This window comes from Myroides sp. 1354 (genome assembly GCF_030324495.1).
Taxonomy (GTDB): domain Bacteria; phylum Bacteroidota; class Bacteroidia; order Flavobacteriales; family Flavobacteriaceae; genus Flavobacterium.
On sequence record NZ_JACAGN010000001.1, the window covers coordinates 356180 to 378566 of the forward strand.

Genomic DNA, 22387 nt, shown 5'->3' on the forward strand with positions numbered 1-22387 from the left:
TTTCGTATAAATTATTAGTAATTTTGAAAACAAATTTAATAAAATAAATGGAGTAATGTTTACAGGAATTGTTGAAGAAATTGCAATTGTTAAAAATATTGCACGAGAAAAAGAAAATATACACCTAACTGTGTCGTGTTCATTCGTGAATGAGTTGAAGATTGATCAGAGTGTTTTGCACAATGGAATATGTTTGACAGTGGTGGCGATTGAAAACGAAACCTTTACTGTAACGGCAATTAAAGAAACCATTGATGTTACTACTTTGGGGCAGTGGAAAATCGGACAAGAGATTAATTTAGAACGAGGAATGTTAGTCAATGCACGTTTGGACGGACATATTGTACAAGGGCATGTAGATGCGGTTGGGCAATGCGTGTCTATTGTAGATGCAGAGGGAAGTACATATTATGGTTTTGAATATGATTCAAAAGTAAAACACACGACAATCCCTAAAGGATCAATAACGATTGATGGGACGAGTTTAACGGTGGTTGATTCAGGGGTCAATAGCTTCAGTGTTGCTATTATTCCCTATACTAAAGAACATACTCTTTTCAAGTATTATGAGGTTGGGCAAGCGGTTAATTTAGAGTTTGACGTCATTGGGAAGTATGTGGAGAAATTACTGCAGATTAGGAGTAATTAAGAACTTTATGTTAAAAATTCGATGTATTTGTTCTGAACTATTACATTTGAATTGTAAAACAGTAATATGAAAATGGATGTGCAAAGTCAAAACTTTGTTTCGATGTCAGATGAGGAATTAGTACAATTCATCATTCACAATGGAAATACAAGTTTGTTCGGTATACTTTATGATCGGTATGGTCAGAAAGTGTATCAGAAATGTTTGGGATTCGCCGAATCCCGCGATGCTGCAGAAGATTTGACGCAAGATGTTTTCGTGAAATTATACCTTAATTTAAAGTCATTTCGAGGAGAATCAAAATTTTCAACTTGGCTTTATTCGTTTACGTATAATCATTGCGTTAATTATTCGAAGTCTATTTTAAAACGGCATAGAGATAATGTGGAATTGCAGGAAGAGGCATTGTATGTTTCTACTGTGGACGAGGAAGTGACAGATGAAGAGATTTTTTCACTAACAGTTGAAAAACTTCAAGAGGCGCTAAGCTTAATTGACCCAGAAGATAAAATCGTTTTATTGATGAAGTATCAGGATGATAAATCAATAAAAGAAATAGCACTATTACTTGAATTAGGAGAAAGTGCAGTAAAAATGCGATTACACAGGGCTAAAAAGAAAATTGTAGAATTATATAATTCGTTGTCATAATGGAGAATCCTTTTAAGAAAATACTGCAAGACGAGAAATTGCCGGACTATCTGAAAGATCGGGTGATTGACAATTTGAATTTTATTAAACTTTCCTTAGATGTGTCTGAACTCTATACGGTACAAGTACCTAAAGTTGTAGAGTCATTTATAGGAGACGTTGATAAAGAGAAAGAAAAGAAAATAATAGAAAGAATTAAAAAAGAAGATCATGATGGAGAAGTTATATAGTTTTGAATATCCAAGTGAGATGATTAACGATGTGATGAATTCGCTAATTAAAGGTGTTTTTGGTTTTCTGCTCATCGCGGGCTATGTGCTGCTTTGTTGGCTCATGCTGAAGCTTTTTTCCTATATCCTTAAAAAGATGTTTAAGCTCATTCGCTTAGATAAAATTCAGGAAGGATTGGACGATAATGAATTTTTGAGTAAAGTTAAAATTAGAGTAAAAGTAGATGCTGTTTTGCTCTTTTTTGTCAAGGTGTTCCTTGTGTTCCTTATGGTGCTCATTGGTGCAGAGCTCTTTGGATTGGAAATTGTTTCACGTGAAATAGGTAATCTGATGATGTTTGTGCCTAAGTTATTCGTGGCGCTATTGATTTTTATTGGTGGACTTTACTTTGCTTCGTGGATTAAGAAAGTAATCGTTGAAGTGCTGAAAGCTGTTGATTTTGTTGGAGCGCGCATGATTGGAAATATTCTGTTCTATTTGATTTTGATTTTTGTTGTGATTACAACATTGAATCAAATGGGAATCGATACCTCTATTATTACGAGTAATATCTCCATTATTATTGGTGCAATTCTATTGACTGTTGCTTTGTCTCTGGGATTAGGGGCAAAAGATGTAGTGACGAAGTTGTTGTATTCGTTTTATGCAAGAAAGAATTTGGAAATTGGTCAGTATATCTCAATTGATGGGTTGAAAGGGTATGTAATATCCATTGATAATATTTACTTGTGTTTGTTGGTGGAGGGAAAAAAGAACTACATTCCAATTAAAACTGTTTCGGAAAGTCATATTGAAATATTAAAATAAAAAATGCCTTTGGGCATTTTTTTTTTTAGATAGAAGTGAGAAGAGAGGGGAAAAGGGTGATTTTTTCTTTTTTTAAAAAATAATCTTTTAATAAGAATTTCTTTTCTTCTCTCTTCTTTCTTCTTTCCAATCAAAAATTAGTCAATTTTAAATGTCAAGACCGAGATAGGAGAGTGGTTAACTAAATCTTCACTAATACTTCCGTTAAAGAAATGTGCTAAACCGGTACGTCCATGTGTGGCAATTGCAATTAAATCGGCGTCTATTTTTTGACAGTAATTTAAAATCCCTTTTTCTACGTTGATGTCATTGTAAATGCTTAGATCGAATTCTTTATCTGTGATGTCTTCCAAGAAAGTTTCTAGTGTTTCTTCAGCAACATGTGTTGGTTTAAAGCTATTAGGTGTATTGACCATTAATAGATGTAAATCAGCGCCAATTATTTTGTTTAGCGCTAAGGTGCTTTTGAAAGAATCTTTCATTTCACTCGTGAAATCCGAAGCGAAGACAATGTCTTTGATGCAGCTATCTTCAAAATCGCCTTTTACTACAAAAACAGGAACAGGTGATGTGCGTACCACTTTTTGGGTATTTGATCCTACGAAATATTCCTTCATTCCACTTGCTCCGTGAGACCCCATTACAATTAGGTCCACTTCGTTGTGAATCGCAGATTTAGTCACACCTTGCGAAGTGCGGTCTAAGATTAAACTAGTTGAAACTGTTAATCCATCAAATAAAGAATCTAAAGCGATTTGCTGTAATTTTTGTTCAGCAGCATTTTTGAAGAACATTACTTCAGGAGCCGGTGTTCCCTTGCTAATGCCATCACTTGTTTCTTGAGGTAAGTCAAGAATGTGTAATAAGATGATTTCTGCATTGTGTTTTTTTGCAAAATTTACACCTGCTTTGATTGCGCTATGTGCCTGTTGTGAAAAATCGGTTGGTATTAATATTTTTTTCATAATTAAGTGTAAAAGTGGATTAAGTGTTTAACATGTTTTTTCAGTGTTCTAAATTTAAGCATATAATTATCAATACACAAAAGTTTTTATTAGTACAAAAAAAATAGTATATTTGCACCGTTATTTATTAAAGAAGTTAAATAATGAGGGGACATAATGTCCCCTCTTTTTATAGCATATGACATTTAAAAACAAAGTACAAGAGTTGTTGGATGCAGCTTTAGCTGAGAAGCAAGAGTTGTTTTTGATTGAAATGACAATTTCTCCAGACAATAAGATCATGGTGACCTTAGATGGAGATAACGGGGTAAATTTGCAAGACTGTATTGATGTAAGTAGAGCCATAGAGCACAATTTAGATAGAGAAGAACACGATTTTGCTCTAGAAGTTGCCTCTGCGGGTGCGACATCACCGTTGAAATTGTTGCGTCAGTATAAGAAGAATATTGGAAGAAAAGTGAAGTTAGTCACTTTGAGCCAAGAGAAGTACGAGGCGACAATAGCGGAAGTCGGAGAAGCATCGATCGTATTACAGTGGAAAGCGCGTGAAGCAAAAGCTGTTGGAAAAGGAAAGGTTACAGTTGAAAAAGAAGCTGTTATACCATTCGAAAATATAAAAGAAGCTAGTATAATAATTTCATTTTAAAAAAATATCAGATGGAGAATAGTGGTTTAGTAGAATCGTTCTCAGAATTTCAAGAGTTAAAATACATTGATAGAGTTACGTTAATGGCCATCTTAGAAGATGTATTCAGAAATGCATTGAAAAAGAAATATGGTGATGACGATAACTTCGATATCATTATTAACCCTGATAAAGGAGATTTCCAGGTTTTTAGAAGTAGAATCGTTGTAAACGATGGTGAGGTTGAGGATGATAAATATGAGATTTCATTAAGTGAAGCTAGAAAGATTGAATCGGATTTTGAAGTAGGAGAAGAAGTTTCGGAAGAAGTGAAGTTAGAAGATATTGGAAGAAGAGCAGTATTAGCTTTACGTCAATATTTGAATTCAAAAGTTACGGAGCATGACAATGCTACGCTATATAAGCAATTTAAAGAGGTAATCGGAGAGATTTACGCAGCAGAAGTACATCATATTCGTCCAAAAGTTGTAATTTTGATGGATGATGAAGGAAATGAGATTGTTTTGCCAAAAGAAAAACAAATTCCTTCTGACTTTTTCAGAAAAGGAGATACAGTAAAAGGAATTATTGAGGCTGTTGAATTGAAAGGAGCAAAACCTCAAATTATCATGTCTAGAACATCGAACCGATTCCTAGAGCGTTTGTTAGAACAAGAAATTCCTGAAATTGGCGAAGATAAAATCTACGTGAAGAAGGTAGTTCGAATTCCAGGTGAAAAAGCAAAGATTGCAGTTGAAGGATCAGATGATCGAATTGATCCTGTAGGAGCTTGTGTTGGAATGAAAGGGTCACGTATCCACGGAATCGTTAGAGAACTTGGAAACGAAAACATAGACGTTATTCATTATACAACCAATACAGACTTGTTTATTAAACGTGCATTAGCACCTGCAAAAGTAAATAAGGTTGTATTTGATGAAGAAACCAAAAAAGCGAACGTATATTTAGATACGGAAGAAGTTTCTAGAGCAATTGGTAAAGGAGGGCAAAACATCAAGTTAGCAGGGATGTTAACTGGATTTGATATCGATGTGATGCGCGAATTAAACCCAGAAGATGACGATGTTGAATTAAGAGAATTCAGCGATGAAATCGACATGTGGGTAATTGAAGAGTTTGCTAAGATTGGATTAGATACAGCAAAAAGCGTGTTGAATTTAAGTGTTGAGGAATTAATCAAACGCACAGATTTAGAAGAAGAAACGATTCAAGAGGTTCTTCGTATTCTGAAGGAGGAGTTTGAGGATTAATCCAACACTTCTATTAACAACACAACACAAATAATACACTAAAAAGATAATATGTCTGAAGAAAGAGCAATAAGAATAAATAAAGTTTTAAGGGAATTAAATATTTCTCTAGATAGAGCCGTGGACTTTTTGAAAGGCAAAGGGTATGAAATCGATGCAACACCAAATGCAAAGATTTCCCAAGAAGAATTTAACGTTCTGAACAAACAGTTTTCTGCTGATAGAGGGAAAAAGGAAGCTTCTATTGAAGTGAGTGAAGAGAAGAGAAAAGAAAAGGAAGCGCTTAAAGTTGAGCGTGAACGCGAATTAGAAGAAAAGAGAAAACAAGAAGAACAAGCTCGTATCAAGAAAGAACAAGAGATCATTAGAGCCAAAGCAGAGGAGCAAGTTGCTATTAAAACTGTGGGTCAAATTGATCTAGAACCTAAAAAAACTTTAGAATCTTCTTCAGCTGTATCTGAAAAAGTGGTTGAGAAAGAAGAAAAGAAAGCTGAGCCTGTAAAGAGTGAAGAACCAGTTGCGAAAGAAAGCGTTGCACAAGAAAAAGTAGAGGAGAAAGTGGAAGCTACTCCTGTTGCTAAGGTTGATGTCGATTCAAAAACTGATTCAGCAAAAAATACGACAAAAAAAGTTGAAGCGAAGAAAGTAGCGAATAAAGAATCAAAAGTAAAAGACAAACCTGTGGAAGAAAAGCAACATAAGGAGTCTGCTAAAATAGCAAACGAAGAAACTAAAGTAGTTGAAGACGATAAAGTTGATGCGAAGTTAGGTGATGAAATTATCAAAACGAATTATCAAAAACTTTCAGGGACTACTTTTACAGGGCAAACGATCGATTTGTCACAGTTTGACAAGCCTAAAAAGAAGAAGGAAGAGAAGAAAGACGACAAAAAAGGCAATGCAGCTGGGCGAAATAAAAGAAAACGTATTGCAAAACCTGCCAATGCGGAAGGCGCTGGTGCTAACCAAAATAACGCAGGTGGAACTGCTAATAAACCAGGTGGAAACGCGAACAGACCAGGAGGGAACAACAATAACCGTCCAGGAGGAAATAACGCGAATAAACCAGGTGGTAACAATGGCAAGTTCAATAAGAACAACAACAATCGCAGAAATGCTCCTGTTGTAAAAGCAGAGCCAACAGACGAAGAAGTTAAAAACCAAATCAAAGAAACGCTTGAGCGTTTACAAGGAAAAGGAAATAAATCTAAGGCTGCGAAATATCGTAGAGATAAACGCGATGTTCACCGTAAGAAATCAGATGAGGAACAAAGAGCTTTAGAAGCTGGAAACAAAGTTCTGAAAGTAACGGAATTTGTTACAGTTGGTGAAATTGCTACTATGATGGATGTGCCAATTACAAAAGTAATCGGAACGTGTATGTCATTGGGAATCATGGTTACCATGAACCAACGTTTAGATGCGGAGACATTGACTATTGTTGCGGATGAATTTGGCTATGAAGTTGACTTTACAACTGCTGACTTAGAAGAAGCAATTGAAGAAGCACCAGATAGACCAGAAGATTTAAAACCTCGTGCACCAATCGTGACTGTAATGGGACACGTGGATCACGGTAAGACCTCTTTATTGGATTACGTGCGTAAAGCCAACGTAATTGCAGGAGAGTCTGGAGGGATTACACAACACATCGGAGCATATGGAGTAACCTTAGAGAATGGTCAGCAAATTACCTTCTTAGATACACCAGGTCACGAGGCGTTTACAGCGATGCGTGCACGTGGAGCTCAGGTAACGGATATCGTAATTATCGTAATTGCAGCGGATGATGACATCATGCCACAGACAAAAGAGGCAATCAGTCACGCACAAGCTGCAGGTGTACCTATTATTTTTGCAATCAATAAAGTGGATAAGCCAACGGCGAACCCAGAGAAGATTAAAGAGAAATTAGCTTCGATGAATTTATTGGTTGAAGAATGGGGAGGTACTTACCAATCACAAGATATTTCTGCCAAACAAGGTATCGGAATGAAAGAATTGTTAGAGAAAGTTTTACTCGAGGCAGAAATGTTAGAGTTAAAAGCAAACCCTGACAAAGCAGCATCGGGTACTGTGGTTGAGGCATACTTAGATAAAGGACGTGGATATGTATCAACAGTATTAGTACAAGCAGGTACGTTGAAAGTAGGGGATTACCTCTTAGCAGGATGTAACCATGGTAAAGTGCGTGCAATGCACGATGAGCGTGGAAATTCAGTAAAAGAGGCAGGACCTTCAAGACCAATTTCTGTATTGGGATTAGATGGTGCACCTGGAGCTGGAGATAAATTCAACGTATTTGAAGAAGAAAAAGAAGCAAAACAAATCGCTGCTAAACGTACGCAATTGTTACGTGAGCAATCGGTTCGTGCACAAAGACATATTACACTTGCAGAGATTGGACGTCGTATCGCTTTAGGAGATTTCAAGGAATTGAACATCATCTTAAAAGGAGACGTGGATGGATCTGTTGAAGCACTTTCGGATTCATTCTCGAAATTATCAACAGAAGAAATTCAAATCAATATCATCCACAAAGGAGTGGGTGCAATCACAGAATCTGACGTATTGTTAGCTTCTGCATCAGATGCAATTATTATCGGATTCAACGTACGTCCGATGGCTTCTGCCAAAGTACTAGCAGATAAAGAGGAAATCGATATCAGAAACTACTCAATTATCTATGACGCAATTGACGACTTGAAAGATGCAATGGAAGGTATGTTATCTCCAGAGTTGAAAGAGGAAGTTACGGGTACAGCTGAAATTAGAGAGTTATTCAAAATTTCAAAAGTGGGTACGATTGCAGGATGTATGGTTATTGATGGAAAAATCTTCCGTAATTCTAGAATCCGCTTAATCCGCGAGGGGGTTGTTATCTATACAGGTGAACTTACTGCGCTTAAACGTTTCAAAGATGACGTCAAAGAAGTATCGAAAGGGTATGATTGTGGTATCCAAATCAAGAACTACAACGATATCAAAGAATACGATACAATTGAGGCATTCCAAGAAGTAGAAGTAAAGAAAAAACTGAAGTAATAAAAAGTTATTTATCAGACAAAAAGGGAGAAATTATTCAATTTCTCCCTTTTTTTATGACAAAATGACGGTGTTTTTGATTTGGCGCGTCATTTGCTATATCTTTTGTGAACATTAATTGTTATATCTATGATGATATGGATTTTTATGATTGCCATGATGGGTGCCAGTTGGTATGTGGGTAATCGTTTGCAAGTAAAATTTAAGAAGTATTCAGAGGTTCATTTACAAAATGGGATGAGTGGTGCTGAAATTGCACAGAAGATGCTTTTTGACCACGGTATCCGCGATGTACGCGTGATTTCAACACCAGGTAGATTAACGGATCATTATAATCCAGTAGATAAAACGGTAAACTTAAGTGAAGCCGTGTATAATCAGCGTAATGCAGCAGCAGCAGCAGTAGCTGCCCATGAGGTTGGACACGCTGTACAACATGCACAAGCGTATTCTTGGTTGACCATGCGTTCAAAAATGGTTCCTGTATTGGAAATCTCCTCTCGTTTTATGCCATTTGTTTTAATTGGAGGGGTGTTGATGTTGAAAACATTTCCACAGTTATTGTTATTGGGAATTGTGCTTTTCGCGTTGACTACCATCTTTTCTTTTGTAACACTACCCGTTGAATACGATGCGAGTAATCGAGCATTAAAATGGTTGGAAGCAAAGAATATTGTGACGCCACAAGAATTAGTAGGATCTAAAGATGCCTTAAAATGGGCGGCAAGAACCTATGTGGTAGCCGCACTTTCCTCTTTGGGTACTTTGCTATACTATGTCATGATTTACATGAACAGACGATAAGTAATAGATGTTTTTATTATATTTTAATTGTTTAGAAAAGGATTTCAATTGCTGAAATCCTTTTTTTATTCTATCTCGATGAGTAGAGGAATGTGATCGGATATCTTATTTGCTTCTTTGATGGACTCAAAATCTTCAAAGAACAAAATAGCTTTCGCTGATTTGACTTTAAATAACGTTTGTTGTAAGAATACATTGTCATATTCACTAGCCAAGCAATCTCCATTGATACACTTTTGTCGCAATGAGGTTTTTTGATTGGTAAAAGCGGGCGTATAGCCTTGTTTTTTCAAGGGATTGAAAACTGAATTTGATTCAGGTGTATTGAAATCTCCGAGAAAAATAAGGTTTTTATTTTCATACTGTGTAGGAAAGAATTTCAAATATTTGATTTCTTTTTCCGGTTGATGTTTCTTGGGTAAAGCATGTAAACTAACCAAGGTGAATTGAAAGTCTTTGTATTGAAAAGTGGCCATATAAGGCTCTCGTTCAATTTCTTCTTGATACGTTGGCTCTAAAAAGGCCTTTGTTTTCAGTTTTAAATGCTTTGATTTCCATAAGTATGCATAACGCTCCGAACGATAGGGGGAACTAAGGGTTGGATCGCTGAGAGCGTATTCCCATTTACTTCCACTTTTTCGGTTGAGTTCTTCATGCAGAGCTAAAATTGTTTGCGCACCACTTGGGTTTGTGACTACCTCCTGAATGGCAACTACGTCAGCTTGCTTTATAATTTTGGCAATATAACTGATGTTTTCCTCTGATTTACTACTTCCTACATTTTTTAAATTCCAAGTCATGATTTTTACTTGAGAAAAGAGCATAAGAGGTGTTATCCACAAAAGGAAAACCAAGGTGGTTTTAAATAAGCGAGGCATGTTAATTACTTTAGATTAGGCGTATTATTGTTTAATAATTCATGTGATTTGTAAAAAATGAAGTATTTTTACTGCTTGAATTTTTTATTTAGAAAACGGGGCAAAACTAAGTAAAATCCCCTTAAAAGACTAAAGTTATCATCGTGAAAATATTTTCTTCCATTGGCGAATTTAAGACAGATAAAAAAGTTGTTGCAACCCTAGGAACTTTTGATGGTGTTCATATTGGACATCAGATGATTATAAAAAAGTTAGTGGATGCTGCCAAAGAGTTAGATGCTGAGAGTTTGGTGTTGACCTTCTTTCCACATCCTCGTATGGTATTGAAGCAAGATCACGGAATCCGTTTGCTAAATACACTGGAAGAGAAACAAGAATTATTGGCTAATTTAGGATTGGATAACCTTGTTGTGCAAAAGTTCGATTTGGATTTTGCCAATCTAACCGCGGAAGAATTTGTCAAGCAAGTCTTAGTTGAGACCTTTAATATTTCCAAAATTATCATTGGTTATGATCACCGTTTTGGAAAAAACAGAACGGCTGATATTCACGACTTGAAGCGTTTTGGTGCATTTTATGGATTTGAAGTAGAAGAAATATCCGCACAAGAAATTGACCATGTGTCCATTAGTTCTACTAAAATTAGAACCGCTTTGGAGGCTGGAAATATAGCCTTAGCGAATGAATTTTTAGGGCATGATTATCACTTTTCAGGACAAGTAATTCACGGTAAAAAATTGGGGCGTACGTTGGGTTTTCCAACAGCAAATTTTGAAATTTCGGAATCTTATAAAATGATACCCCAAAATGGAATTTACGTCGTAGAATCTGAAATAGAGGGGGTGCTAGTTAAAGGAATGATGAGTATTGGGGTGAATCCGACATTTGTTAATCATCCCCATACAATAGAAGTAAATTTTCTAGATTGGTCCGGTGATTTATATAATAAAACGTTAAAAGTTCGTATCTTGGATCGCATTAGAGATGAACTAAAATTTAACTCGCTTGAGGAGCTTGTGGATCAATTAAAGATGGACGAACAAGCGACGAGAGCTTATTTTAATCGCCATGTGGAAAAAAGCCCTGCAACCCGTAGATAATGCACCTTTAATTATATTTCGAATATTTTTCGGATTTTTATTCGCCTGTGAGTCCTTTGGCGCTATTGCCACAGGATGGGTAAGATTAAATCTCGTAGACGTAAAGTTTACTTTTTCCCATATTTATATGGACTTTTTGCAAGTTCTTGTCGGGCCACAGATGTATGTGTATTTCTTTGTAATGGGATTGGTTTCTTTGGCGGTGATGTTGGGTTATCGCTATAAATGGTCGATGCCTTTGTTGACACTACTTTGGGCAGGTGCTTATTTTTTGCAAAAAACATCGTATAACAACCACTATTATCTCTTGATGATTATTTGTGTTTATATGTGTTTTTTACCTGCAGCTTCTTATAAATCTTTAGATGTAAAAGCCAATCGCGTCAAAGAAGAATTATCCATGCCCCTTTATTTTAATTGGATTTTTATCTTTCAAGTGAGCGTCTTGTATTTTTATGGAACGATTGCTAAATTTTATCCAGATTGGTTGGATGGAACATTTACGGAACTCATGTATCAATCTGCCAATATTCCGGATTTTTTTAAAACGCTTTTTACACAAAAAGAGTTTTATCTCATCATTGCTTATTTAGGGATTATATTCGATGGATTGATTGTTCCTGCGCTGTTGTGGAAACGCACGCGAACTTTAGCGTTAATCGCTTCTTTTGTTTTTCACCTTTTCAATTCCGCAACGTTGCACATCGGAATCTTCCCGTATTTTGCTTTGACATTCGCAATCTTCTTTTATCCTTCTGATCAGATTCGACGCGTTTTCTTGAAGAAGAAACCTGCGGTTGAACGAAAGGAAAATTTTGCAACTCCTCAATTGAGTAAACCTGTTTTGGGATTCTTAACTGTATTTATGTTTTTGCAATTTGCTTTGCCTTTAAGACAACATCTTGTTGAAGGTGATATCTTGTGGACAGATGAAGCTCATCGTTTAAGCTGGCGCATGATGCTGCGTTCTAGAGGAGGATATACTACGTTTATCGTTGAAGATAAAAAGACGGGACAACGCAGCTTCTATAATACAGAAGGTGTTTTAAGTGATAAACAAGAGGCTAGACTGAATGTGTCAGATATGATTTGGCAAATGGCTCAATATATCAAGAAAGAATATGCTACTAAAGGTATGGATGTGGCAGTATACGCGGATAGTTGGGTATCTATCAATGGACGTGAATACAGTCGCTATATTGATGAGAAAGTCGATTTAGCTAGTGTTCCGTGGAATTACTTTTCACATAGCCCTTGGATTTTGGATAAACCTTTTTAAGGAGAGAGGAGAGAGGAAAGAGGAGAGAGGAAAGAGGAGTGAAAGCCTGTAGTGGCAAATGGTAATTTGCCAATTATAACCGACAACGCCCGTATAACTGATAACCTTTAGATTTGCTTTTTCGTTTTTTCGCAAGTTGCTTTTTCGCCAGATTATCGATTAAAGAATATATGTACCCTTAAATCAGGAAATTACCCGATAACCCATAACTGATAACCCATAACCGATAATCCGATAAAAAAAGCCTCAAGATTGAGGCTTTTTATATTTTTCTAGATGGAATTCCCCATCAAAATGACCATAAGTAAAATAATTGATCCAATCTCCGAGATTGATGTATTTTGACTGCTGATTTAAATCAATCACCATGGGTAGATGACGATGTCCAAAAACAAAATAGTCATAATGTTGTTGTTCTAATTTTCGCTTGGCGTAGAGGACTAACCATTCGTTTTCCTCTCCTAGAAAACGCACATCTTCGTCTCCGGAGATTAATTTGTTTTTTACCGATAGGTACTGTCCTAAACGCATGCCAATATCAGGGTGTAGCCAATTGAATAACCACTTGGAAAATTTGTTGGTAAATACTTTTTTCATGCGTTTATAACCTAAATCTCCAGGGCCTAAACCATCGCCATGGCCAATGAAAAATTGCTTTCCATTGATGGTGAACACTTGTGGTTTATGAAAAACAGGGATGCCTAATTCCGTTTGAAAGTAGTCATTCATCCATAAATCGTGATTGCCAACAAAAAAGAAAATGGGTATTCCTTTGTCTTTCAGTTGAGCCAGTTTTCCGAGTATGCGAACAAAACCTTTGGGCACAACAGTTTTGTATTCAAACCAGAAGTCGAAAAGATCTCCTAAGATGAATAAAGCTCCCATGTCTTCTTCTTTCTCGTTTAGCCATGCTAAAAAAAGCTGCTCTCGTGGTAAACTTTTTTCGCGTGTTGGCGCTCCAAAATGTTGATCAGAAGCAAAGTACACTCCTTTTGTTGTATCAATTGTAAAATTCACTAGGGTCTATAGATTATCAGATTGGTACCATTCTGCATAAGACGAATCAGTCTCTTGTAAGCGCAGTGAATACAAAGCAAGGTTTTCAGGTAAACGACTTTTGATTTTAGTTGCAAAATCAATCACCATATTTTCACTCGTCGGTTGATAGTCCACTAAAATCACGTGATGTCCACGGTCTTTCAATTCTTGTGCTAATTCAACGTGGGGTGTATTTTTATTAAAGACAGTAGCGTGATCAAAAAGATCTACAATCTCTTCTTTTACTATTTTTTTTAGATCACTGAAATCAATTACCATCCCAAATTTTACATGTGATGAATCGGTAATGGGTGTACCAATTACTGTAACAGCTAGTTTATAGCTGTGTCCGTGTACATTGCGACACTTACCGTCATATCCATATAATGCATGACCTGTTTCGAACGTAAATTGTTTTGTAATTCTAATTTTAGACATAACCAAAAATTTTGACAAAGGTAGTAAAAAATCTAGTAGACTTGTCCCTTCTTTAACGCGGTTTTGGTTTGTACGCGGTTTTTAGAATAAGCGATACTGAAGTTGGAACTTAACCATTGGGTAATATTTGAACCAATTGATATAGGTATCTACTTCTTCAAAGTTGTTGGCTCTGTTTAGGGTATTGCTAACTTCAACGTCGTTTTGCTTCAGTGAATATTCCCCGGCGTATAATAGACCGAGTTCAAATTTGAGTCCGAAACGCCTCTTGGGTATTGCTCGACCTAGACCTAAACCGATATAGGGTTTAAGGGTATTGCCCAGGGTTAATGTCGCATCCAAACGACCGTTGGTAATGTCTATCTTTTGACCATTAAACTCAAGTTCTGGCCAATCATATGGCGGTTGAAGTTGTGCAGGAGTTCCGTCGCGATTGACAATTATTCCATTGGAGGTGAGCTTTGTTTTTCCGAAATAAAATCCTCCACTAATATAGAGAATTCCCCCTTTAAAAGGGTAATAGTCCAAGACGAGACTTCCGTGTACATTGTTCATCTTAGCTTTCATCTCATAGGCGACATGTTGTCCGAAGGCTTTTTGTAAAGCACCATAGGGATCATCTAAATTGAAGCGATGTGTTAGGGTGCTGTAACTATACGTATTAAACCCTCCTTTGATGAAAAAATGAGCAGATAAGGGGGTGGCAACTTCCAGATTGAAACCTAAGGTTGTGATTCCCGTAGCAACACTTACATGTTTAAAAGGGCTAGCTTCATCTTGTGCAGAGAGTGGTTGTGCGAGAAGCATACAAAATATTAGAAAGAGGTAGATGCGACAGATGGACAGGAATCGTTTCACTTGCATTTTTCTTTTAAAGATAGCTAAAAGAAAAACACGATTTCAAGAGAAATCGTGTTTATTTTACCGGTGTAATTATTTATTTTTAAAAGCATTCAAGGCTTGAATAGTAAAGTCTGAAAGAACTAAACGTCCTGAGATTTCAGCTCGGTCTGTTAATAATTCATCCCAATTTGACGTTCCTTCCCAAAAGATTTGCTTCATTTCTATCAACGCTTCTGGATTGTAGGTACTTACTCGTTTGGCAAAGGTGTTTAGTTCTAAGTCCAATCGCTCGACAGACTCATATACTTCATCGTATAATCCGTGTTGCTGTGCCCATGATGCTGTTTTCCATTCATGCGCAGCTAAGGACATGGAAGTAAATGCAGTTTTTCCTATTTTTCGTGATACGGCTGGTTCTATGACAAATGGGCCAATTCCAATAGCTAATTCCGATAATTTGATTGCTGCTTTTTCAGTAGCAAAGCAGTAATCACAAGAAGCCGCTAATCCAACACCTCCACCTACAGTTTTTCCGTGAATACGTCCGATGAAGATTTTCGAACTTTTGCGCATGGCATTGATTACATTGGCAAAACCCGAGAAGAATTTTTTTCCTGTGGCTTTGTCTTGAACGGCCAGTAATTCATCAAAAGAAGCTCCGGCACAAAAAGCACCTGTTCCTTCACTTTGTAAAATTATTGTTGTTACCTCTGGTTTTGTGTTTAATTGGGTAATGGCTGTAGTTAATTCTTCCAACAAAGAACTTGGAAAAGAATTACTGGCAGCACTATAAAAGGTAATTGTTGCAATTTGATTTGTTATTGCTGTTTTTATATAGGCATTTGGTTCCATACGAATAGTCTTTTGTCAAATGTATGAAATCTTGAGAAAGCAGTAAAATGTTTGTTGGGTTTGAATAAGCAGAAAAAACAGAGAACCGATTAAGAAAAAATTCACATAATGAGAACTTGCAATTTAAGATTAAATTTAACTTATTTAACATTTGATTTTTAGGAAAAAAGAACGGCAAAACTTTTTTGCATAAATGGGGATAAAATCTGTGTTTTTTTGGTTAGATGTCTGCTTTTTAAAAAAAAGTCAATTGCTTGTATAAATAAGTGCTGAGGGAGTTTTTTAAAAGTTAAAAATACACTATATTGCGCGCCATTTTATTCCTGTAATTTATGTCTGTAAACAGGGAAAAAAGACGTATTCTATTCTTGGTAATGTCTTTTTAGCACTACTTCAAAAAGTGCGATTTTTTGACTCTCCTTAAAATAATTAACGTAAAATCATTTAATGGTTGTTAATTAACTTTTTATCCATTTTTTTATTTCAATATTAACTTTATTTAGAGGTAATCTCATTTTTATTTCCAGAATTAGATGAGAATATGTTATTTTTTTAAGTTGATGTATTGTGAATAATATTCTATAAATAGTTTATTATTTGCATATAATTATTTATTTTTGTGTTGATTTTATACAATAACGCATAAAATCATGAAGATATATTTATACCTTTTACTTCTAAAATAGAGGAAAAGCTAAAGAAAGGAGTAAAAAAAATAAGTATTTATAAGAATAAAGAACATTTCAGTGGTTTTCTAATAATTTGCTTGGGCTGAGTGAAAAAAGTGAAAATCCAGAAAAAAAAGCAGAAAAAAGAAAAAGAGCTATAAGAAGAAAAGAAATTGTATTTCTGTAGATATTTTAAGTGGGATGCTTGAAAACTACGCAGGATCGATCGAAAAAAAAACAAATAAAAAAAGGATAGATTTAAGTTGACTTGGGCTAAGTGAATTTAAATGTATTTGTAGCAAATGGAATGCTTACGCTGTACACGTACAGTGTAGCATTTCCGTATATTTTCTTGTTCCAATACACCGTTGTATTGGAACCCATCCTTTATATTTTTTTAGTAGATCTTCTATTTATGACACATATGCGTATCATGCATATTGTTGTTGTGCTATACATATACACCTTACACATTAAAATCAGATAATAATATGTTTAATAGACAACACATGGAAGAGAAAATTACTTTCTCCCTCTGGACGAGGGTGTTAATTTTTCTGGTACTTCTAGTACCATTGGTCCAAGGATATGGACAAACGAAGGTTTCGGCAACTGAACAAACTAACGGTCTTCGAGAAGCTGGGCAGTTTATAATAGGTACTTTAGAGTATAGGGATAAGACGACAAGCACTATTGCTAGTGTAGAGAATGGACCGGCTGTAGTTGATGGAAATTCGAATACATATTCCAAACTAACGTCCAAAAGTGCAACACTTGTAGGAATTGGATCTACTGGGGAATCATGGATAAACATGAAGTTTCCAACTAATCTTACTGCAAATACAACATCTTTCGTAAAGATAGATAAACCTATTAATACTGGATTACAAGTTAATTTGATTGGTTTAGTAGGTGGTCTGACTGGACTTTTTGAAAGCAATATGATTATTGTTGAAGCCTCTTTAAATGGGAATAAAATTGATTCTAACAACGTAAAAGTCAATCTTGTAGAGAGTAAAGATGGAGGAATGTATGTAGCTGTATCTTCGATAGAATCGTATAATTCAATTACGATTCGTTTAAGAAGTGCAACTCCTGCTTTGGGTATTCAATTAGGTGCTGGATTAGAGATGAAAGTGTATGAAGCTTTTTATTACACTGGAGATGCTTCTTGTGGGAGACCTCTAGTTACAGGTGTTGAAGCAGTAGGATTAAATGTGAATTTACTTGGCGGTTTGTTTGATACAGTCGGTACAGGTCAATACGGTAAATCCATTGATACAGACGAAAATTCTTCTTCTGTTTTGAAGGCGGGCAATATCCTAAATGTAAATGTAGGGAGTTATGTCTCTCAATATTTTTATTTCACAAATAAATCAAAAGAAAATGCAACTTTCAATATTAAATTGGGAAGGGGCTCTGGAATTTTAGATTTGTCTCTTCTATCTGGTCTAGAAATTAGAGCCTATGAAGGAAATAAAGTGGTTTATGTTCGAGGATTAAGAGGAGGTTTGTTAAATGGAATAAATATTCTACAATTATTGCAGAATAATCCCGTTGCAAACTTGACTTTTGCGCCTGGTAAAGCTTTTGATAAAGTAGAGATTCGTTTGAACACGGGGGTAAATGTTGGATTAGCAACTGGAGGATTAGATATTTATGATGTACAACGCTATGACAATACCGTTTGTATCAATCCAAATTTTACGGTTCCAACACCTACACAAGTGCCATTTGAAACGGCTAGTTGTGCAACTACTTTAAAAGAATTTAGCAATGTTGATTTTGCAACGGATGCCGTAGATAACAACAATGAAACCTATGCTACTTTATATGCGAAAGCAAGCCAAATTATAGTTGGAGAAGCAACTTCAGGGATGATCCACTTGGCTTATCCACAAGAAGTTTCAGCCAATACAACTTCCTATATCCGCATTGATATGGAAGAGGAGGTGATAAGTAAACTTGTGGGAGGTACTCTAGGTACGTTACTTGAAGACGCAGCAGGATTGTTATTAGGAAGTCACCATTTTGATGTAGAGGTATATAATAATACAAGCTCGACACCAATCTTAAAGGGCAATAGTAATGTAGGTTTCCGCACTACAGATGGAAAAATGACAATCGTACAAGATAAAATCGGTCGATATTATCTTGCCGTTACTCCAGATCAACCTTATAAAAGTATTAAGATTACCAATAGCATAAGTGGTGTTCTTGCTGCCGATGCTATTCGTACCTTGAAGGTGTATAATATGTGTCGTGAAATCGGAACAGATCCGTGTTTTGCCCCGCAATTTACTTCTTTTACCCAGACAGGTATATCGGCTAGTATAACTAATTTTAGCCAAGCAGGAGTGAAAAATCCGTATTATGCGATTAGTGGTAACTCCTCTGAATACGCTGAAATTAACAATGGATTACTAGCTGTAGGAGCAACGGTACGTCAATTGATTTATTTCAATAAACCTTCTCAATCTGGAGATCAACTAAAAGTGCGTTTACAAGCAAATTCGCCGAGTTTATTATCTTTAGAATTATTAGGTGGATATAAAATAGTAACCTTTTTAGGTAATACACAAAGAGAATCCTTCACCCTTCAACAAGGGCTGATTAACAACCTCAATTTGTTGAATTTATTCAAATCAGGAGGGATTCAAACTTTTACATATGCAACAACTTTGCCGTTTGACCGCGTTGAAGTTCAAGTGCAATCCGTTGTAGGGGTAAATTTAGCAACACCAACCATTCGTTTATATGACGTGAAACGCGTCGGAGCAACTTGTCCTGAAACAAGTACGGTTTCTCCTTTTACTGCACCAGTTTGTGCAACTCAATTATTGAGCGCAAGTAATGCCAATGATCTCAATAACCTATTTGATGATAACTTCGATTCTTATGCAACCTTGCAATCAGGATCAGGTATTTTATTGGGAATAGGTGAGGAGGAAGGTTTTGTTGAATTGGGATACACCGCTACAGTACCTGCTCATACGACTTCTTATGTTCGCATTGATTTTGAAGGATCTTTGCTGAAACAATTAGTAGGAGGAAGTTTAGGGAATTTGGTTACAGGATTGTTAGATGGTCTTTTATTGGGGAATCACTATTTTAAAGTGACAGTAAAAGACGCCAGCGGGAATCCGATTCTAGAGAAAGGAAGTCAAGCCTTAACTTCTTCTTATAGTGATGGAAAAATAAGAGTCGTAATGGATAAATTAGGACGTACTTATTTAGCTATTACACCAACACAAGCGTATAAATCCGTACGCATTACTGATGTTTCTAAATCAATTATTGGGGCAACCGCTGCGCCGAATACAATGAATGTATATGGCATGTGTTATGAAACTTCAACAGAAGCTTGTGTTGCTCCTTTTGTGACTTCTTACGAATATGAGGGAATTAGTTTGGATGTAACGGATTTAAGCAATGGAGGAGTGACTTATCCAGAACGAGCGATTGATGATAATTCTACACATGGTTCACAAATGAGTTTGGGAACTATTAATGTTGGAGGAAGTGTAAAACAATGGTTTTACTTTAACTCGCTTTCCGAAGTGGATGATGTTGCCAATATCCGATTGAAAACGGGTACAGGCGCTATTACTGTTCCTTTGTTGGAAAAATTAGAAATTAAAGCCTACAAAGGAGATACGTTTGTAGATCAATTGGATTGGAATAATGGTCTAATAGAAGGAACTGAGATTGCAGGTTTATTAAGTTCGGCATCTCTAGTTGATATTCCATTTAAACCCAATGGTCAATATGATCGCATTAGCATTGGATTAAAAAGTTTGGCTAATGTTGGCGTGCTTTCAGCTCTTGAAATTTATAAAGTTGAAAGACTTTGTAGCCCATTTGGATCGAATCAAAACTTAGTATCGTGGAAATCATACAAAGTAAATGGTTCTGCTTCTACTAATACTGTATCAGGAGGTGAGAAAATCGAATATACGATTCACGTGAAAAATGTTGGTGCAACGACGATTAATAACTTTACAGTTTCAGATAGATTACCTATTGGTACTTCCTTCTATTCTGTGTTGCAAGGAAGATTGTCTGAGGATGGTCAATCGGTACTCTACGATTTCTCCGGTACGATGACACCAGGGAATGAGCAAAGATTTGTTTTCACCGTGGATGTGAATCCTACATTAGAGGGAATATTGCAAATCAAGAATACCGCTTTTACCAAAGAAGCGGGAAGCATTATTTCATATCCTTCTTACCCACCAGTGGATAATACCAATCCGATAACACCAGATTTAACAAAGAACCCTGGAACGATCATCGGAGTAGTGCACAGTACGGCATTACCTAAGGCGATTATCACTTCAGATCAAGCGAATGCGGTATGTCCAGATACAGAGTTTACTTTAGATTCGAATAAAGGTCCTGCTGAGGCAGATGCATACCAATGGTATGTTGATGGAGAGGCGATTGATGCGACAATGGCCGGGTCGACGAATCCAAATTACGGAAAGGAAAAAACACTAACAACTAATTATCCAGGTAGTTATACGGTTATTTATACTAAAGGAGCTGAAGTTTCAGTTGAATCAGATCCTTTTGTCGTGACTCAAAGTCCTGCACCAGTTATTGAATTTTCATCGAGTCAACGTATTAATGTAACCATTCCAAGAGATCAAAATGCAGTAACGGTAACCTTGCCAACAGCTACTGTTGTGGGAGGAAATGGAACTATAAAATGGTATAATCATAATGCTGTAGAATTTGCTGGTACATCAATAGAATTTACGACACCTGGGGTTTATACCTTAACTGTAGTGGCAACTTCGGCTAATGGATGCGAATCCTATGAAAATGTAATGATTACCGTTTATGATGATAGCTTATGTCCACCAACGATAGAAAGAGTGTATGCAACAGGTTCATCAAGCTGGGGGTCAATCATTACAGGAGGTGTTAGTGGTACAGATAATACCATCGATGGCGATCCAACAACCTATTCTACGTTAACAACGGGTATTGGACTTTTAGGTATTGGTACCGTATGGCAAAACGTTTACTTCGAAGAAGAAGTTGCTGCAGGTACTCCTGTAACGATTAAGCTAGGAAAACAATACAGTGGATTGATGTTAGCTGGGGGTATTTCAGTTGTAGGATTAGATGCTGATGGCAATACCATTGGAACGTTAAAGTCCGTTCAAGGTGGTTTATTAGATTTATTGGCAGCGGATAATGTGGTTGAATTTACTTTCGTTCCTTCGGATAAAAATGGGCCTAAGCAGTATAAAGGGGTTCGTATTTCTCAAGGATCTTTATTGAGTGTTGCTCAATTGGCTAAAGTATATCACGTATACTATACGAAAAATGTTAGTGCATTTTCACCAGCATATTGTGAACCTGTTTCAGATAATGTACATCCAGCAGTATTAGATGTATTACACGGAGTACAAGATTTAGGTTTAGGAGTAGCAAGTGCAACAGCGTCTGTTTCTAATCCATGGAATGCAGTGGACGGAAATCTGAATACCTATGCTACAATAGCGAGAGGAGTTGCTGTATTGAATGCAGCGAGTTTAACCGTAGTCTTCAAACAACAAGTCATGCCTGGAGATAAATTGCATATTATAACTGAGGTTCCTGGAAATCCTATTTTGAGTTTGGAATTAATTAAAGGATATACAATCCAACGTTATTTAGGAGACCAAAAAGTAGGAGAAGAAATTGATGGAACAGATGGTGTTCAAATTCTAGATCTAAAACTACTTGGATTGGGATACAGCAATAAATACAAAATGATTATCAAAGAAATCGATCAACCTTTCGACCGCGTTAAAATTTCTTATGGAAGCGTTGTAGGAGTACTTGGAAACTTTACTAAAATATTTGAAGTAACAGTGGCTCCGCGTATTGACGTTGGAATTGATATTGAAGAGGAATATTTAGATGTATGTCAAGGAGGTATTCTGACGATTAATGCGGAGGATAATTGTTCTACATATGAAGTTTATACCGAAGAAACAGGTGGCACACCTGTACCAACAGAAGGGTTAAATAACTTCAAATTACCTTATCATTTACCGGAATATCAGGATGAATTGCCAGAAGGTGCTGGTTTTGGTCCAAAATACAGTGTTGTTTATGTACAAACGTATAGAAATGGCTGTGTTATAGGTAGAAGATTACCTATCCGTATAATATTGAAAAACTGTTCAGTCAAATCAAACTTGAACGTTACACAAAAAATTAAATAAGATATACTAGAGAATTAAT

General features: G+C 36.2%; 17 protein-coding genes. 11 read left to right on the plus strand and 6 right to left on the minus strand.

What is annotated here, in order from left to right; translation table 11 throughout:
• The first annotated feature begins 55 nt into the window (after nucleotides 1-55).
• From HX004_RS01555 to HX004_RS01570, 4 genes are all read left to right on the plus strand, one after another.
• Nucleotides 56-649 carry a riboflavin synthase gene (locus HX004_RS01555; RefSeq protein ID WP_286440563.1) on the plus strand — a complete coding sequence of 198 codons (594 nt, stop codon included), beginning with the start codon at nucleotides 56-58 and terminating at the stop codon, nucleotides 647-649.
• Nucleotides 650-715: 66 nt separating this feature from the next.
• The gene (locus tag HX004_RS01560; RefSeq protein WP_286440564.1) at nucleotides 716-1300 is read left to right on the plus strand and encodes an RNA polymerase sigma factor; all 585 of its coding nucleotides are present in this window, start codon (nucleotides 716-718) and stop codon (nucleotides 1298-1300) included.
• Nucleotides 1300-1530, plus strand: a complete 231-nt coding sequence (locus HX004_RS01565; protein WP_286440565.1) for a hypothetical protein — start codon at nucleotides 1300-1302, stop codon at nucleotides 1528-1530. The genes HX004_RS01560 and HX004_RS01565 overlap by 1 nt, the downstream gene beginning before the upstream one ends.
• Entirely contained in the window at nucleotides 1511-2338 is an 828-nt protein-coding gene (locus HX004_RS01570) for a mechanosensitive ion channel family protein (protein WP_286440566.1), read from the plus strand. The genes HX004_RS01565 and HX004_RS01570 overlap by 20 nt, the downstream gene beginning before the upstream one ends.
• 137 nt (nucleotides 2339-2475) lie before the next feature.
• Here the strand turns inward: HX004_RS01570 and HX004_RS01575 are convergent, their stop codons facing one another.
• Complete coding sequence (locus HX004_RS01575) at nucleotides 2476-3303, minus strand: universal stress protein (protein WP_286440567.1); 828 nt, start codon at nucleotides 3301-3303, stop codon at nucleotides 2476-2478.
• 178 nt (nucleotides 3304-3481) lie between these two features.
• Between HX004_RS01575 and rimP the strand changes: the two genes are divergently transcribed.
• The 4 genes from rimP to HX004_RS01595 all read left to right on the plus strand — a co-directional run bounded on the left by rimP (nucleotide 3482) and on the right by HX004_RS01595 (nucleotide 9048).
• Nucleotides 3482-3949 carry a ribosome assembly cofactor RimP gene (gene rimP / locus HX004_RS01580; RefSeq protein ID WP_286440568.1) on the plus strand — a complete coding sequence of 156 codons (468 nt, stop codon included), beginning with the start codon at nucleotides 3482-3484 and terminating at the stop codon, nucleotides 3947-3949.
• 11 nt (nucleotides 3950-3960) lie between these two features.
• On the plus strand, nucleotides 3961-5199 hold the full coding sequence (gene nusA / locus HX004_RS01585) for a transcription termination factor NusA (protein WP_286440569.1): 1239 nt from the start codon (nucleotides 3961-3963) through the stop codon (nucleotides 5197-5199).
• Nucleotides 5200-5250: 51 nt separating this feature from the next.
• Complete coding sequence (gene infB, locus HX004_RS01590; RefSeq protein WP_286440570.1) at nucleotides 5251-8244, plus strand: translation initiation factor IF-2; 2994 nt, start codon at nucleotides 5251-5253, stop codon at nucleotides 8242-8244.
• A gap of 132 nt (nucleotides 8245-8376) precedes the next feature.
• Nucleotides 8377-9048, plus strand: a complete 672-nt coding sequence (locus HX004_RS01595) for a zinc metallopeptidase (RefSeq protein WP_286440813.1) — start codon at nucleotides 8377-8379, stop codon at nucleotides 9046-9048.
• A gap of 65 nt (nucleotides 9049-9113) precedes the next feature.
• Here HX004_RS01595 and HX004_RS01600 read toward each other — a convergent pair whose 3' ends face one another.
• The gene (locus tag HX004_RS01600) at nucleotides 9114-9872 is read right to left on the minus strand and encodes an endonuclease/exonuclease/phosphatase family protein (RefSeq protein ID WP_502888453.1); all 759 of its coding nucleotides are present in this window, start codon (nucleotides 9870-9872) and stop codon (nucleotides 9114-9116) included.
• 197 nt (nucleotides 9873-10069) lie between these two features.
• On the opposite strand from HX004_RS01600, the gene HX004_RS01605 reads away from it, so the two are divergent.
• Complete coding sequence (locus HX004_RS01605) at nucleotides 10070-11026, plus strand: bifunctional riboflavin kinase/FAD synthetase (protein WP_286440572.1); 957 nt, start codon at nucleotides 10070-10072, stop codon at nucleotides 11024-11026.
• Nucleotides 10995-12305 (plus strand): HTTM domain-containing protein, encoded by a 1311-nt coding sequence (locus HX004_RS01610; RefSeq protein WP_286440573.1) that lies wholly within the window; start codon nucleotides 10995-10997, stop codon nucleotides 12303-12305. The genes HX004_RS01605 and HX004_RS01610 overlap by 32 nt, the downstream gene beginning before the upstream one ends.
• A 246-nt stretch (nucleotides 12306-12551) precedes the next feature.
• On the opposite strand, the gene HX004_RS01615 is transcribed toward HX004_RS01610, so the two are convergent.
• From HX004_RS01615 to HX004_RS01630, 4 genes are all read right to left on the minus strand, one after another.
• Entirely contained in the window at nucleotides 12552-13322 is a 771-nt protein-coding gene (locus tag HX004_RS01615; RefSeq protein WP_286440574.1) for a UDP-2,3-diacylglucosamine diphosphatase, read from the minus strand.
• A gap of 6 nt (nucleotides 13323-13328) precedes the next feature.
• Entirely contained in the window at nucleotides 13329-13781 is a 453-nt protein-coding gene (locus HX004_RS01620; RefSeq protein WP_286440575.1) for a 6-pyruvoyl trahydropterin synthase family protein, read from the minus strand.
• An 81-nt stretch (nucleotides 13782-13862) separates the two neighbouring features.
• Nucleotides 13863-14588, minus strand: a complete 726-nt coding sequence (locus HX004_RS01625) for a hypothetical protein (protein ID WP_286440576.1) — start codon at nucleotides 14586-14588, stop codon at nucleotides 13863-13865.
• Nucleotides 14589-14714: 126 nt separating this feature from the next.
• Nucleotides 14715-15476, minus strand: a complete 762-nt coding sequence (locus HX004_RS01630) for an enoyl-CoA hydratase/isomerase family protein (protein WP_286440577.1) — start codon at nucleotides 15474-15476, stop codon at nucleotides 14715-14717.
• Nucleotides 15477-16635: 1159 nt separating this feature from the next.
• On the opposite strand from HX004_RS01630, the gene HX004_RS01635 reads away from it, so the two are divergent.
• Nucleotides 16636-22368, plus strand: coding sequence for a DUF11 domain-containing protein (locus tag HX004_RS01635; protein ID WP_286440578.1), 5733 nt, complete (start codon nucleotides 16636-16638; stop codon nucleotides 22366-22368).
• Nucleotides 22369-22387: the final 19 nt, after the last annotated feature.

What these genes read in the sequence shown, in the direction of transcription:
- HX004_RS01555 (WP_286440563.1), top strand. Translation starts at nt 56, where the DNA reads ATGTTTACAGGAATTGTTGAAGAAATTGCAATTGTTAAAAATATTGCA.
- HX004_RS01560 (WP_286440564.1), top strand. Translation starts at nt 716, where the DNA reads ATGAAAATGGATGTGCAAAGTCAAAACTTTGTTTCGATGTCAGATGAG.
- HX004_RS01565 (WP_286440565.1), top strand. Translation starts at nt 1,300, where the DNA reads ATGGAGAATCCTTTTAAGAAAATACTGCAAGACGAGAAATTGCCGGAC.
- HX004_RS01570 (WP_286440566.1), top strand. Translation starts at nt 1,511, where the DNA reads ATGATGGAGAAGTTATATAGTTTTGAATATCCAAGTGAGATGATTAAC.
- HX004_RS01575 (WP_286440567.1), bottom strand. Translation starts at nt 3,303, where the DNA reads ATGAAAAAAATATTAATACCAACCGATTTTTCACAACAGGCACATAGC.
- rimP (WP_286440568.1), top strand. Translation starts at nt 3,482, where the DNA reads ATGACATTTAAAAACAAAGTACAAGAGTTGTTGGATGCAGCTTTAGCT.
- nusA (WP_286440569.1), top strand. Translation starts at nt 3,961, where the DNA reads ATGGAGAATAGTGGTTTAGTAGAATCGTTCTCAGAATTTCAAGAGTTA.
- infB (WP_286440570.1), top strand. Translation starts at nt 5,251, where the DNA reads ATGTCTGAAGAAAGAGCAATAAGAATAAATAAAGTTTTAAGGGAATTA.
- HX004_RS01595 (WP_286440813.1), top strand. Translation starts at nt 8,377, where the DNA reads ATGATATGGATTTTTATGATTGCCATGATGGGTGCCAGTTGGTATGTG.
- HX004_RS01600 (WP_502888453.1), bottom strand. Translation starts at nt 9,872, where the DNA reads ATGCTCTTTTCTCAAGTAAAAATCATGACTTGGAATTTAAAAAATGTA.
- HX004_RS01610 (WP_286440573.1), top strand. Translation starts at nt 10,995, where the DNA reads ATGTGGAAAAAAGCCCTGCAACCCGTAGATAATGCACCTTTAATTATA.
- HX004_RS01620 (WP_286440575.1), bottom strand. Translation starts at nt 13,781, where the DNA reads ATGTCTAAAATTAGAATTACAAAACAATTTACGTTCGAAACAGGTCAT.
- HX004_RS01625 (WP_286440576.1), bottom strand. Translation starts at nt 14,588, where the DNA reads ATGCTTCTCGCACAACCACTCTCTGCACAAGATGAAGCTAGCCCTTTT.
- HX004_RS01630 (WP_286440577.1), bottom strand. Translation starts at nt 15,476, where the DNA reads ATGGAACCAAATGCCTATATAAAAACAGCAATAACAAATCAAATTGCA.
- HX004_RS01635 (WP_286440578.1), top strand. Translation starts at nt 16,636, where the DNA reads ATGTTTAATAGACAACACATGGAAGAGAAAATTACTTTCTCCCTCTGG.